Below are 12,940 nucleotides of genomic sequence, written 5' to 3' on the forward strand. Positions count from 1 at the left end.
GTTACTATCTACTGGTAGTCAGTAATAGTGAGTAGTCACGAGAGGACCCCGATGGGCAGGCAGATGACAGAGATGCTCAAGGGCACGTTGGAGGGCATCGTGCTGGCGATCCTGGCCGGGCGATCCGCATACGGCTACGAGATCACCGCGTGGTTGCGGGAGCAGGGCTTCGCCGACATCGCCGAGGGCACCGTCTATGCCCTGCTGGTCCGGATCGAGCAGCGCGGCCTGGTCGATGTGGAGAAGGTCCCGTCGGAGAAGGGTCCACCGCGCAAGGTCTACACCCTCAACGGCGAGGGCCGGGACTATCTCGACGAGTTCTGGAGGACCTGGAGCTTCCTCACCGAACGGCTCGAACAGCTCCAGCACCAAGAACACCAGGAAGGAATCCAGTAATGGCACCAGCATGGATCGAGCAGGTCACCGGATCGCTCGAGCAGAAGAAGCAGTACCGGGCGTACAAGGCGCGGGCCAAGCAGCTGCCGGCGAACTACCGGGCCGCGTTCGAGGCGGTGGAGCGGTATCTGATGTACGCCGGTGGGATCGCGAAGGGTGACGTCCTGGTCCGGATGTACGGCGACCTCGTCGACCTGTTCGAGCAGAGCGCCGCCAACGAGACCCCGATCCGCGACATCGTCGGCGACGACCCGGTCGAGTTCGTCGAGACGTTCGTGGCGAACTACGCCGACGGGTCCTGGATCAGCAAGGAGCGGCAGCGGTTGATCGCCGCGATCGACGAGGCCGCCGCCGCGCCCGGCGAGGAGAAGCAGCGATGACGACGGACCTGGCGACCCCGCCCGCGATCCGGGTGCGCGGCCTGCAGAAGTCGTACGGGAAGCTCGAGGTGCTGCGCGGGGTCGACTTCGACGTGGCTCGCGGCAGCATCTTCGCCCTGCTCGGCTCCAACGGTGCCGGCAAGACGACGGTGGTGAAGATCTTGTCCACGCTGCTTGCGGCCGACGCCGGCAGCGCGGACGTCGACGAGATCGACGTCGCGAGCGGCGGCGCCGACGTCCGGGCCGCGATCAGCCTGACCGGCCAGTTCGCCGCGGTCGACGAGATCCTCACCGGCCGGGAGAACCTCGTGCTGGTGGCGCGGTTGCGCCACCTGGCCGGAGCCGGCCGGTTGGCCGACGAGCTGCTCGCCCGGTTCGGCCTGGCCGAGGCCGGCGGGCGGAAGGTGGCGACGTACTCCGGCGGAATGCGTCGCCGGCTCGACATCGCGATGAGCCTGATCGGGAACCCGCCGGTGGTCTTCCTGGACGAGCCGACCACCGGGCTGGATCCGCAGGCCCGGATCGAGGTCTGGAACTGCGTCAAGGAGCTGGCGGCCGGCGGCACCACGGTGCTGCTCACCACGCAGTACCTGGACGAGGCCGAACAGCTGGCCGACCGGATCGCCATCCTGCACGAGGGCCGGATCATCGTGAACGGCACCCTGGCCGAGCTCAAGCGGCTGCTGCCGCCCGCCACCGTCGAGTACGTCGAGAAGCAGCCCACGCTGGAGGAGGTCTTCCTCGCCGTGACCGCTCAGGAGAGGACCGAACGATGAGCACGCACTTCTTCGCCGACACCGCCGTCCTGCAGGGCCGGTCCCTGCGCCACATCGCGCGCAGCCCGGACACGATCATCACCACCGCGATCATGCCGATCGCCTTCATGCTGCTGTTCGTCTTCGTCTTCGGTGGCGCGATCGGCGGGGCGATCGAGGGCGGCTCGGACGCCTACGTCGACTACCTGCTGCCCGGCATCTTGCTGATCACGATCGCTTCGGGCATCTCCTATACGGCGTTCCGGCTCTTCCTGGACACCCAGAGCGGGATCTTCGAGCGGTTCCAGTCGATGCCGATCGCCCGCTCGTCGGTGCTGTGGGCGCACGTCGGGACCTCGCTGGTGGCCAACCTGGTTTCGGTGGTGGTGGTCGTGCTGGTGGCGCTGCTGATGGGCTTCCGCTCGGGCGCCGGTGTCGGAGCCTGGCTCGCGGTGGGCGGCATCCTGCTGCTCTTCACGCTGGCGCTGACCTGGGTAGCGGTCATTCCTGGGCTGACGGCGAAGTCGGCGGACGGCGCGGTCGCGTTCTCCTACCCGCTGATCTTCCTCCCGTTCATCAGCTCGGCGTTCGTGCCGACCGACAGCATGCCCGCCCCGGTGCGGGTCTTCGCCGAGAACCAGCCGGTGACCTCGATCGTCGACACCATCCGCGCTCTGCTCGCCGAGCAGCCGGTCGGCAACGACATCTGGATCGCCCTCGGCTGGTGCGTCGGGATCGGCGTGGTCGGGTACGCCTTCGCGATCCGGGCCTATCACCGCCGGATCTCCGGCTAGCCCGCTAGTCGCGCAGGTCCGAGGCGCGCGGGGCCTGCCAGCGGAAGTGCAGGGCCAGCAGCCGCAGGACGAAGCAGACTGCGGCGGCGGCGAGCGGGACCCAGGCGGGAAACCAGCCCGACTCGTACGCGACGACGACCAGGGTGGCAGCGACCAGCGCGGGGACGACGTACACGTCCTCGCGCAAGACCACCGGCGTCCGGCCCGCCAGCAGGTCGCGGAGTACGCCGCCGCCGACCCCGCTGACCACGCCCAGCAGCACGCTCGGCACCGGGTCGAGCCCGAAGAACAGCGACTTGCTGGCGCCGGTGGCGCAGAACAGGCCGAGCCCCGCCGCGTCGAACCAGTCGATCGTGCGCTCGATCCGGCGCAGCCGTGGATGGAACCGGAACGCCAGCAGCGCGGCCGCGGTCGGCACCAGGAAGAACCGCCAGTCGCGGAAGGACGCCGGCGGCACGTCCCCGATCAGCACGTCGCGGATGATGCCGCCACCGATCCCGGTGATCACCGCGAGGACGACCACGCCGACGATGTCGAACCGGACCCGGACCGCGAGCAGCGCGCCGGACAGCGCGAAGACGAAGATCCCGGCCAGGTCGAGCGCCACCTGTACCGTGTCCACGGACCGACCCTAACCAGAGTAGGTTTGCCAGGTAAGTTGATGAAGGAGTAGCCCGCCCCGATGTCCCCCGACCAGCCCGCCTCGCCCGCCCTCACCCCGCGGGAGATCCAAGCCCGGATCAGGTCCGGTGAGTCGCTGGCGGACGTGGCCGAGCTCGCCGGCATCCCGCTGGACCGGGTCGAGCGGTTCGCCGCGCCGGTGATCGCCGAGCGGGAGTACGTCGCCGCCCAGGCCCTGTCCGCGTCCGTCCGCCGCCGCGGGGAGACCTCCGGCCACCGCAACCTGCGGCTGACCATCACCGAGCGGCTGACCGGTCGCGGCGTGGATGTCGACACCCTGGCCTGGGACTCCTACCGGCTGGAGGACACCCGCTGGGGTGTCACCGCGACCTACACCGTGGGCGAGGCCGAGCGCCAGGCCTTGTTCTGGTACGACGTCCGCGGCCGGTTCTCCGTGGCCGGCAACGACGAAGCGCGCTGGGTGCTCGGCGAGCAGCCTCGTGACCTCGCGCCGGCCGCCGCCGGCGAGGACGCCGAGGACGTCGAGCCGACCGTGGACCTGAGCGACGAGCTGGCCATCGTCCGCGCGGTCCAGGAGCCGCCGCCCGCGGAGCAGCTGTCGAGCCGGCGCCGAGCGATCGAGGACGTGGTGGACGACGTGCTCGCGGGGATGGCCGAGGAGTCCGCGACGGCGTACGCGGGGCTGAGCGACGCCAGTGCGGTGCCGGAGTCGGCGTCGGTCCGGGGTGCCGGCTGGGAGCCGGCGATCGTGGTCGACTACCCGGTCGAGCCGAGCCAGGTCGAGCCGGCCGACGAGTTCGGCGAGGAGATGGCCGGGACCGACGAACCCGGCGAGCCCGACGCACCGACCGCGGTCGAGGACCGCGAGGACGAGGCCGACGCGCTCGAGGAGGAGCAGGCCGAGGAGGGGCAGCCCAAGCCGAAGCGGGCCCAGGAAGGACAGGCCCAGCCGGAGCAGGCCGAGCCCGAGCCCGTCGCGGCGACCGAGCCGGAGCCCAGCACCGAGGCGCCGGCCAAGCGCTCGGGCCGCAAGCGCGCCTCCGTCCCCAGCTGGGACGAGATCATGTTCGGCTCGCCGAAACGCCCCTGACCCGCGCCACCCCGTCTTCGCTCGCTTTCACCGCACTTCGCTCGTGAAGTTCGTCGCGCGAAGTGGGGCCAACCCGCGCGGAGTCGGGTCGCGGGGTGGGCCGGGTCGCGGGAGTGGTTACGTCCGATCGACTCACTCGGGTCCGGTGGCGACCGGACGGGACGGGTCGCTGACCCAGTCGCTCCACGAGCCCGGATAGATCGCGGCGCCGCCGCGGCCGGCGATCGTCAGCGCCAGCAGCGTGTGAGCGGCGGTCACGCCCGAGCCGCAGTAGAGCACCGGCTCGTCCGGCAGCCCGGCGAACCGGTCGGCGAGCACCTCGGCCGCGAGGAAGCGCCCGGCCGGGTCGAGATTCCCGGTCGAGGGCAGGCTCTGCGCGCCGGGAATGTGGCCGGCCACCGGGTCCATCGGTTCGACCTCGCCGCGAAAGCGCTCCCCCGCCCGGACGTCCACCACGGTGACCGGATCGCCGGCGTCCAGCCGCGCGGTCAGCGCGTCGGCGTCGACCTGGGCCCGCGCACCGGGCCTGCCGGCGAAGGTGCCCGGCGGGACCGGCCGGCCGGGTCCGGTCTCCACCGGCCGGTCCTCGGCCAGCCAGCCGGCGTAGCCCCCGTTCAGCACCCGGACCCGGTCATGCCCGGCGTCGGTGAGCAACCACCACAGCCGCGACGCGGCCAGCGAGGTGTCCGGGTCGTAGACCACCACCAGGTCGCCGGCCGAGATCCCGATCCGGCGCATGGCGGCGGCGAAGTCGGCCGGGTCCGGCAGCGGATGCCGGCCACCCGCTCCGCCGGGGCGATGGGCGCCGGACAGCTCCGACTCGAGGTCGACGTACTGCGCGCCGGGCAGGTGACCCTGCTCGTACGCCGGCCGGCCGGGCGGTCCGGCGAGCCACCACCGCACGTCGGCCAGCACCGGCGGCTCGTCGGACTCGATCAGCTCGGCCAGCTCGCCCGGCTCGATCAGCACGGGTTCGGTCAGCACTGGTTCGGTCAGCACTGGCTCGGTCAGCACCGGCTCGGTCAGGGCGTCGTTCACCCGGCCGAGTGTGTCATCGACTCATCAGCTCCGGTGTGCGCGTCTCGCTCTCCAGCACGGGCCGGTCGAACGAGGCCTTGGCGGCGAGCGCCGGCAGCAGGGTCGCGAGGGCGTACGCGATGCCGGCGATCGCGAACGCGCCACTCAGCCCGGCCAGCGCGATCAGCGCGGACGCGACCAGCCCGCCGAGCGGCATCCCGGCCCACGCGATCGCGCCGGCCAGGGCGTCCACCCGGCCGACCATCGGCCGCGGCGTCCGTTCGAAGAAGATCGCGCCGAGCATCGGGTTGAGCAGGCCCGAGGCCAGGCCGGCGACCGCATAGGTGGCCGCGACCACGGGCAGCGGCGCGTTCAGGGCCAGCACCAGGAACGGCGGCGGGCCGGCGATCGCGAACGCGACGAAGTACGTCGTCCGCCGCGGCAGCCGGTCGCCGCGCCAGCTGGCGAACAGCGAGCTGAGCACCGAGCACGCGGCCGTGCAGCTGAGCACCAGCCCGATCGCCGCCACCCCGCGCCCGGTGGAGTGCGCCCAGACCGGCAGCAGCACCGACATCTTGGCGACGTCCAGCAGGTTGGTGACCATGATCATGATCACCAGGGTGAGCAGCAGCCGGTCGCCGCGCAGGAAGCGCCAGCCGGCCCGCAGCCGGCTGCGGTAGCTCTCCCCCGCCTCGCCCGGATCACCCGGATCGCTGCGGTGGTCGAGTGCGGCAGGCAGTCCGAGCCGCCCGGCGACGGCACTGACGGCGAAGCAGGCCGCGGTCAACGCGATCGCGCCGGGCGGCCCGGCCACGGCGATCAGGGCGGCCGCCGCCGCCGGTCCGACCAGGCCGGAGCCGCGCTCGATCGCGCCCGCCAGCCCGGTCACCCGTTCCAGCGGCACGCCGGCGAGGTCGGCCAGGAACGGGACCGCGGTGTGCTTGGCGGTGTCGCCCGGCCCGCGCAGCGCGCCGCCGATCGCGACCAGCGCGAGCAGCACCGGCAACCCGAGCAGCCCGAGCTGGTGCAGGGCCGGGATCGCCGCGATCACGACGGCGCTGGCCAGGTCGGCGAGCACGCTCACCCGGCGCTGGCCGAGCCGGTCGATCACCGGTCCGGCCAGGGCCTTGACCCCGACGTACGGCGCCAGCTCGAACGCCGCCACCAACCCGGTCTGGGTCGCCGAGCCGGTGGTGACCAGCACGAACCACGGCACCGCGATGGCCATCACCCGGGTGCCGGTGTAGGCCAGCGCACTGATCCCGAGCAGGGCCGCGATGCTCCCCCGGCCGCTCACGCCGGGCCCGCTTCGCTCGCACCCGGCGTTGCCAGTCCGTCGGGCATCGGCAACAGCTGGAACTGCGCGACGACCAGCCGGGTTCCCTCGGGCGCGGGCTCGCCGACGCGATGGCCACGGTAGGACTCCAGCAGCGCGTTCAGCTCCGCGCCGAGCCGGCTCGCCTCGTCCGGGGTCAGCTGGAGCAGCACATCCGACAGGCTGAGCGCCCGGCGCCACGGCTCGGGCAGGTCGTAGCGCGCGGCCCGCGAGCGGGCGATGTTGCGCACCATCGCATCGACGATCGCGTCCTCGTAGATCAGGCCCTCGCCGTCGGGCACGTCCATCTCGAAGATGGTGGTCCGGTGTGCCGCCCGCCACCAGCGCTCCCGCGCGTTGCCGCGCTCGGCGTCCTCGACGATGAAGCCGTACTTCTCCAGCTGGCGCAGGTGGTAGGACAGCGCGCCGCTGGTCAGCCCGAGCTGTTCGGCGAGCGAGGTCGCGGTGGCCGGACCGTACGTCCGCAGCAGGCCCAGCAGCCGCACCCGGAGCGGGTGCGCGAGCCCGCGCAGGTTCTCGCTGGTGACGACGACGAGGTCTTGCTGCTCATCCATGACCGCCAACATACCTTTGCAAAGTCAGCTTTGCAAAGAGTTCTTTGCGATTTCTGCCGCCGAGTGAACCGGCTCAGCCCGGTTCGTCCTCGTCCCGGCCGAACGGCAACGGCTCCGCCGCTCCCGCCTGGGCCACCAGCCGGGTGATCCGGTGCCGGTGGTGCCGCCGGCACAGCACCTCGTACGCGATCACGGCCGGCTCGGCCGCGTCCAGCGCCATCCCGTCGACCGGGTGGGTATCGCCGACCACGACCTGATCGCCCTCGACGACCATCACCCCGTCCACGGTCCGGGCGTTGTGGGTCGCCCGCCGGCCGCACCAGCACAAGGCCCGCACCTGCAGCACCTCGATCCGGTCGGCCAGCTCCACCATCCGTTGCGCGCCCGGGAACAGCCGGCTGCGGAAGTCGGTCAAGATGCCGACGGCGAACACGTCGATGTCCAGCTCGTCGACGATCGCCGCCAGCTGGTCGACCTGCGCCGGCGTGTAGAACTGGGTCTCGTCGCAGATCAGGTAGTCCACCCGGAGGCCAGCGGTCAGCTGGCCGACGACGAAGGCCCAGAAGTCGAACTCGGTGGTCACCTCGATCGCCGGGCGCTCCAGCCCCAGCCGGGACGAGATGGTCGCCTCCCCCGCCCGGTCCTGGCTGGTGAACAACCGGCCGGACCGGCCGCTCACCGCGTGGGTGTAGTCCAATTGCAGCGCCAGGGTCGACTTGCCGCAGTCCATCGGGCCGGTGAAGAACACGAACTCCGCCACCCCCGCATCCTGTCAGCCGGGAAATCCGCCGAGCACCTGATGCCCGGCGGTTACGCTGCCGACGCCCGCACCACAGGGACCACGAGGAGATGCCCGATGCCGCCGACCGCAAGCATGCCCGGACTGTCCCGGCGATTCACCGGCGTCGCGTCGTCGGTCGTCCGGGACCTGCTGGCGCTGACCCAGCGCCCCGGCGTGATCTCGTTCGCCGGCGGTCTGCCGGCACCGGAGCTGTTCGACGTCGAGGGCGCGCAGGCAGCCTTCGAGGAGGTCTTCGCCCGTGCTGGCCGGCGGGCCCTGCAGTACTCCACCACCGAGGGCGACCCGCGGCTACGGGAACGGATCGCCGAGCTGTACCTGGCGCGCGGGCTGCCGACCGTTGCGGACCAGATCGTGGTCACCACCGGCTCGCAGCAGGGCCTCAGCCTGCTGGCCCAGGCGCTGGTCGATCCCGGGGACGTCGTGTTCGTGGAACGCCCCAGCTATCTCGCCGCGCTGCAGTGTTTCGGCCTGGCCGGAGCCAGACTGGTCTCGGTGCCGAGCGCCGGCGACGGCATCGACATCGATGCCCTGGATGCGCTGGCGGCGGCCCATCGACCGGTCGCCCTCTATACGGTGCCGACCTTCCACAACCCGACCGGCCGCACCCTGGATCGGGCGAACCGGGCCGCCCTGGTCGACGTCGCCGCCCGGCACGGCTTCCGGGTCCTCGAGGACGATCCGTATCAGCAGCTGCGCTACTCCGGCGAGCCGATGCCGCCGATGCCGACGCTGACCGACGACCCGGAGCTGGTGGTGTGCACCGGCAGCCTGTCCAAGATCTTGGCGCCCGGTCTGCGGATCGGCTGGGTCCGCACCACGCCGGCGATTCGGGCGGCGGTAGTGGTCGGCAAGCAGGCCGCCGACCTGCACACCTCCACCCTGGACCAGGCGGCGGCGGAGGCGTACCTGGCCTCGGGCCGGCTCGGCCCCGCGCTGGACCGGGCCTGTGCGGAATACCGGTCACGCCGCGACGCGCTGCTCGGCGGCCTGCCCGACGCGCTGCCGGCGGGCAGCAGCTGGAACCGACCCGACGGCGGCATGTTCGTCTGGGCCCGGCTGCCGGACCGGCTGAATGCCACCGACTACCTGCCGCGGGCGCTGGCGCGCGACGTCGCCTACGTCCCGGGGGCACCGTTCTTCCCGACCGCGCCGGAACCGCAGACGCTGCGGCTGTCCTTCACCACCTACGCCCCCGACCAGATCCGGGAGGGTACCCGCCGGCTGGCGGCCGCCTTCGCCCACTGACCCCGGCTGCCCGAAGGGGCAGCCAGCCGTGCCCCGACGTCGGGTCTGCCGTCCGTGCCACCGCCGGCCGCGGCGTTCTACGGTCGGCAGGGCACCGCCACGTACCGGCTCGCAGAGAACGGCGCAGATGACGCTCGGAACCCAGGGCCCGACCGACTCCGGCGGCGGGAGAGCCCGGCCGCCGAAGGCGGCTGCGGCACGCCGGAAGAAGCCCGTGATCCGGCGGAATCCCGCTGCCACCCCGACCGATCCCGGCGCGGTTCCGGTCTCCGCCCAACTGCTGGATCTCCAGCGGCTGGCCGGTAACGCGGCCGTCGTCGGCCTGCTCGGCTCGGGCCGGACAGCCGGCCGGCTGCCCGCGTCGGCGGTGGGCTCGCTCGCCCTGCAACGCAGTCCGGGAGAGCTGAAGTCGGACGGCTTGGTGCTGTCCGTGCTGGTCCGCGGTTGGACGGTCAGCTGGTTCTTCTCGACCGAGGAGCTCGGCACCACCGCGGTCGAGTTCTTGAAGGGCGACCCGGGCCAGATCGCCACCATCGAGCAACAGATCACCAAGACGCTGCAAGGTCCCGACGGCAAGCTCGCCGAGGGAGTCGCGTATCTGGAGAGCCCGCCGGTCGCCGCCGAACTGCGCAACGACATCAAGGACTGGCCCGGCAAGCGCGCGCTGGCGAGGCTGCCGCAACGGCTCGCGGCGCGGGCGGCCGCGGTCCGGTCCACCCGGTTGCGCTATCCGCTGGAGACACAGCTGGCCGCGTCGGCCGGCCTCGGCCCGGCGGACATCGACTGGGCCCGGGAGATCGCCGCCATCAGGGCCAAGCCGATCGACTGGAACACGATGCTCGAGGCCAGCCGGGCCGACCGGTTCGAGCTCGCGCTGCGGGTGCTGGAGGCGGAGGCGGCGGCCGGCCCCGATCCGGTGCCCGGCGTGCCGCTGCATACCGACCTGCTGCGCGCGAACATCTACGCGAAGTACGCGGCCACCGATCCGGCGCCGTCGGAGCTGCAGACCGACGAGATGACCAAGACCCACAGCGAGGCGTTCCTCGGTCGCTGGCTGCCCACGATCCGTGCCGTCCGGCTGGTTCCGGACGGGTTCGAGCTGACCGGCTTCGCCCCGACCGGGGATCTCGATCCGATCCGCAAGGCGCTGGTCAGCCGCTACATCGAGGAGGCCGCCCCGCGCACGATGGAGAAGTTCCTGCTCGACAAGTGGGTCGCCGACGGTGCCAGCCGTTCCCCCGAGCAGTTCATCCGGACCGCCGACATCTCGGCGGTGCGCTCCTCGACGATCCAGCATCTGGCCAAGGACTTCCAGCGCTGGGCGGTGCTCCAGCCGGGGTTCCGGGGTGCGTTCTGGTCCGACGTCGGCCAGCGTGCGGCGTTCGCCGCCCTGACCGCCATGTTCACCTCGGCGCGGGCGCTGCAGAGCTTCAACGCCGGCCTCGGCGACCGGTTCGAGCACGCCACGATGTCGGAGCTGACCCAGGAGGAGTTCGGCATCGCGAAGGACCCGTACGGCTACAGCCAGCGGCTGGAGTCGACGGCCGCGGTGACGAACGGGCTGGTCGCCACGCTCGTCCCCGGCAAGGGCATCGAGGGCAGCCTGACTGCCTGGTTGCGCGGCGTCGCTGCCACCTGGTCCCCCGGCAGCGACGACGCCCAGCCGGTGGCGGCCCTGCTCGGCCTGTTCCAGGTGCTCGGCGGCCTCAAGTCCACCGTGGAGGACCAGCAGAAGAACGTCGGCCAGCAGCTGTCCCGCGAGATGGACGTCAGCTATCCCAAGATCGAGCAGATCATCCGGAACGAGGCGGCCTATGCCGACGACTTCATCAAGAACAAGTGGATCCCGGCGCTGAAGGCCGTCGCGCTGGAGCAGATCACCGCCAACCGCGACGAGATGAAGCAGAACCTGGCGAAGTGGCCGGAGTACCGGGCGCAGGCGGCCGCGAAGTTCCGGATCTGCGCGCACGTGCTGGAAGACCTCGGCCAGCGGCTCTCCTCCGGCGACCTGGACTCGATCGAGCTGGACGGCCAGGTACTCACCAAGGCGCACCTCCCGCAGCTGGAGAAGGCTCGCGACTTCATGCAGGACCGGGCCGACGAGATGAGCGACGACTCCAAGGCCGCCGACAAGAAGGACGAGATGCAGGAGGCCGTCGACGGCTTCGAGAAGGTGCGCAAGCGGATCGTCAGCGGCGAGTACAAGCCGGTCGACTACACCAAGGCCGTCTACGACGCCGCCCGGCAGCGGCTGGGGATCGCGGGCTACGAGAGCTGGACCACGATGGGGATGGCGCTCGATCGCTGGGTCGTGGTTCCGGAGAACCCGTTCCTGGCGTACGCCATCGCCCGCTGGCAGTGGGAGGAGAAGGTCAAGGAGCTCGACCACTCCTTCAAGGTGTTCCTGGCCCTCGGCCTGCTGACGGTGGCGTCGTGCGTCGTGCCCGGTGCGGCCGGCATCGCGCTCGGTGCGCTCGACGTGGCCGTCGGCATCGCGCACGGGATCGGCCAGGTGCAGGACGCGTACAAGCTGCTCGATCTGGCCAAGCTGGACGACAAGCAGTCGGTCCGCGGCGTGACCGTGGAGGAGGCCCGGGCGGCGCTGAAGACGGCCTGGATCGGGCTGGGGCTGAACATCCTGCTCGGCGGGGCCGGCATGGCCGCGCTGTTCGGCCGGCTGATCCTCAAGGGCCGTGGTGCCGCGAAGATCCCGGGCGAGCTCACCCACCTGTCCGCGCTGGCCAAGGTGAACCCGCTCGCCGCGGAGCAGATGATCGCCAAGGTCAAGGACCTGGCGAAGGTGGACGAGCTGCTGAAGCTGACCGGCGACTCGCTGTTGCTGGAGCGGATGCTGGGCAAGACCTCGAACGTCGCCCACCTCGAGTTCGTGCTGATGCACGGCGACCCGCGCAAGATGATGGAGCTGATCGAGATCGCCGGCGACTCGACCAAGCTCGGCAACGTGCTCGCGCATGCGCCGAACGCGGCCACCGCGGAGAGGCTGCTGCGACTGACCGACGACGCCGACGGTCTTGCCCTGCTGCTGAAGAACAGCTCGAACGCCGGCATCGCCGAGGAGCTGGTGCGCTGGACCAACCCGCAGCTGGCCAACCATATGCTGGCCCGCGCGCCCGACCAGACCGCGCTGCTCCGGCTGAAGGGCACCGGGGTGTCGCCGGAAATCGCCGCCCAGGGCCTGACCAAGGCGGACAACCCGGATGAGCTGATCGCCCTGATCCGCAAGATGGACTCCGGTCCCAACCAGGTCGGCAAGCTGCTGACGGACAAGACGGTGAAGGAGGTCGAGGCCCTGCTGGCCAAGGGCATCCGGCCGTGGGAGGTCGAGATGGGCATCGGCTCGCCGCTGCCCGCGACCCGGGCCCAGCCGTCGTTCCCGATCGCCAAGGTCGACCTGCCGGCGGAGACCAAGGCGATCCTGGAGATCTACGACGTGGCCGGCGCGAAGCTGTTCGAGAAGCTGGCGCCGCACGAGATCAGCCGGATCAAGAAGATCATGGGCCAGAACCGGTTGCCGAAGGAGGCTCGCGACATCCTCACCAAGCCGGGAGCGAAGTGGGCGCTGGAGGGCGCGGACTCACCGGGCAGCTTCGTCGACCGCTGGGAGTACTTCAGCCGGCAGCGGTGGAAGGAGGAGCGCGACGCCGTGGCCAAGGCCGCCGCAGGTGGGATGTACAAGAACCAGAACCTGAACAAGGTGACGGCCGAGCTGATGGCCGACCCGGCGAAGTGGGGCCAGCTGACCAAGCAGTTGGAGGACGCGCAGAAGGCGGTGAACCAGCTGGCCGGCAAGGGCTGGGCGGATCTGGGCGCCAAGATCGACCAGAACGTGCTCAAGGCGAGCGCCAGCCAGCTCAGCTTCGGCGGCGAGGCGGCGTCGGCCTACCATGTCCAGGTGCACCTGGCCGAGC

Annotated in this window: 12 protein-coding genes; 7 read left to right on the forward strand and 5 right to left on the reverse strand. The window is 71.4% G+C overall.

All coding sequences use genetic code 11. The features are described from left to right. The first annotated feature begins 51 nt into the window (after positions 1 to 51). Genes ABD747_RS06030 through ABD747_RS06045 form a run of 4 tightly spaced genes read left to right on the forward strand, consistent with a single transcriptional unit; the run spans position 52 to position 2,325 of the window. On the forward strand, positions 52 to 396 hold the full coding sequence (locus ABD747_RS06030) for a PadR family transcriptional regulator (protein ID WP_344802389.1): 345 nt from the start codon (positions 52 to 54) through the stop codon (positions 394 to 396). Then, positions 396 to 776 (forward strand): DUF1048 domain-containing protein, encoded by a 381-nt coding sequence (locus ABD747_RS06035; RefSeq protein ID WP_344802391.1) that lies wholly within the window; start codon positions 396 to 398, stop codon positions 774 to 776. The genes ABD747_RS06030 and ABD747_RS06035 overlap by 1 nt, the downstream gene beginning before the upstream one ends. Further along, positions 773 to 1,552 (forward strand): ABC transporter ATP-binding protein, encoded by a 780-nt coding sequence (locus ABD747_RS06040; protein WP_344802393.1) that lies wholly within the window; start codon positions 773 to 775, stop codon positions 1,550 to 1,552. The genes ABD747_RS06035 and ABD747_RS06040 overlap by 4 nt, the downstream gene beginning before the upstream one ends. Further along, complete coding sequence (locus ABD747_RS06045; RefSeq protein WP_344802395.1) at positions 1,549 to 2,325, forward strand: ABC transporter permease; 777 nt, start codon at positions 1,549 to 1,551, stop codon at positions 2,323 to 2,325. The genes ABD747_RS06040 and ABD747_RS06045 overlap by 4 nt, the downstream gene beginning before the upstream one ends. 4 nt (positions 2,326 to 2,329) lie before the next feature. Here ABD747_RS06045 and ABD747_RS06050 read toward each other — a convergent pair whose 3' ends face one another. Next, positions 2,330 to 2,947, reverse strand: coding sequence for a trimeric intracellular cation channel family protein (locus ABD747_RS06050; RefSeq protein WP_344802397.1), 618 nt, complete (start codon positions 2,945 to 2,947; stop codon positions 2,330 to 2,332). Positions 2,948 to 3,007: 60 nt separating this feature from the next. Here ABD747_RS06050 and sepH point away from each other — a divergent pair, with 60 nt between their 5' ends. Continuing rightward, positions 3,008 to 4,057: a septation protein SepH gene (gene sepH / locus ABD747_RS06055; RefSeq protein WP_344802399.1), complete on the forward strand. Its 1,050-nt coding sequence runs from the start codon at positions 3,008 to 3,010 to the stop codon at positions 4,055 to 4,057. A 132-nt stretch (positions 4,058 to 4,189) separates the two neighbouring features. Here sepH and ABD747_RS06060 read toward each other — a convergent pair whose 3' ends face one another. The 4 genes from ABD747_RS06060 to ABD747_RS06075 form a co-directional block, all read right to left on the reverse strand. Then, the gene (locus ABD747_RS06060; protein WP_344802401.1) at positions 4,190 to 5,095 is read right to left on the reverse strand and encodes a sulfurtransferase; all 906 of its coding nucleotides are present in this window, start codon (positions 5,093 to 5,095) and stop codon (positions 4,190 to 4,192) included. A 13-nt stretch (positions 5,096 to 5,108) separates the two neighbouring features. Continuing rightward, on the reverse strand, positions 5,109 to 6,371 hold the full coding sequence (locus ABD747_RS06065; protein ID WP_344802403.1) for an MFS transporter: 1,263 nt from the start codon (positions 6,369 to 6,371) through the stop codon (positions 5,109 to 5,111). Further along, entirely contained in the window at positions 6,368 to 6,964 is a 597-nt protein-coding gene (locus tag ABD747_RS06070; RefSeq protein ID WP_344802405.1) for a winged helix-turn-helix domain-containing protein, read from the reverse strand. Before ABD747_RS06070 ends, ABD747_RS06065 begins: the two co-directional genes overlap by 4 nt. 73 nt (positions 6,965 to 7,037) lie before the next feature. Continuing rightward, positions 7,038 to 7,724 carry a thymidine kinase gene (locus tag ABD747_RS06075; protein ID WP_344802407.1) on the reverse strand — a complete coding sequence of 229 codons (687 nt, stop codon included), beginning with the start codon at positions 7,722 to 7,724 and terminating at the stop codon, positions 7,038 to 7,040. A gap of 96 nt (positions 7,725 to 7,820) precedes the next feature. Between ABD747_RS06075 and ABD747_RS06080 the strand changes: the two genes are divergently transcribed. Beyond that, positions 7,821 to 9,011 carry an aminotransferase-like domain-containing protein gene (locus ABD747_RS06080; protein WP_344802409.1) on the forward strand — a complete coding sequence of 397 codons (1,191 nt, stop codon included), beginning with the start codon at positions 7,821 to 7,823 and terminating at the stop codon, positions 9,009 to 9,011. A 127-nt stretch (positions 9,012 to 9,138) separates the two neighbouring features. Then, a partial coding sequence (locus tag ABD747_RS06085) for a hypothetical protein (RefSeq protein ID WP_344802411.1) occupies positions 9,139 to 12,940 on the forward strand: 3,802 nt, incomplete at its 3' end.

Source organism: Microlunatus ginsengisoli (genome assembly GCF_039537205.1).
Taxonomy (GTDB): domain Bacteria; phylum Actinomycetota; class Actinomycetes; order Propionibacteriales; family Propionibacteriaceae; genus Microlunatus; species Microlunatus ginsengisoli.

What these genes read in the sequence shown, in the direction of transcription:
- sepH (WP_344802399.1), top strand. Translation starts at nt 3,008, where the DNA reads ATGTCCCCCGACCAGCCCGCCTCGCCCGCCCTCACCCCGCGGGAGATC.
- ABD747_RS06040 (WP_344802393.1), top strand. Translation starts at nt 773, where the DNA reads ATGACGACGGACCTGGCGACCCCGCCCGCGATCCGGGTGCGCGGCCTG.
- ABD747_RS06080 (WP_344802409.1), top strand. Translation starts at nt 7,821, where the DNA reads ATGCCGCCGACCGCAAGCATGCCCGGACTGTCCCGGCGATTCACCGGC.
- ABD747_RS06035 (WP_344802391.1), top strand. Translation starts at nt 396, where the DNA reads ATGGCACCAGCATGGATCGAGCAGGTCACCGGATCGCTCGAGCAGAAG.
- ABD747_RS06030 (WP_344802389.1), top strand. Translation starts at nt 52, where the DNA reads ATGGGCAGGCAGATGACAGAGATGCTCAAGGGCACGTTGGAGGGCATC.
- ABD747_RS06045 (WP_344802395.1), top strand. Translation starts at nt 1,549, where the DNA reads ATGAGCACGCACTTCTTCGCCGACACCGCCGTCCTGCAGGGCCGGTCC.
- ABD747_RS06070 (WP_344802405.1), bottom strand. Translation starts at nt 6,964, where the DNA reads ATGGATGAGCAGCAAGACCTCGTCGTCGTCACCAGCGAGAACCTGCGC.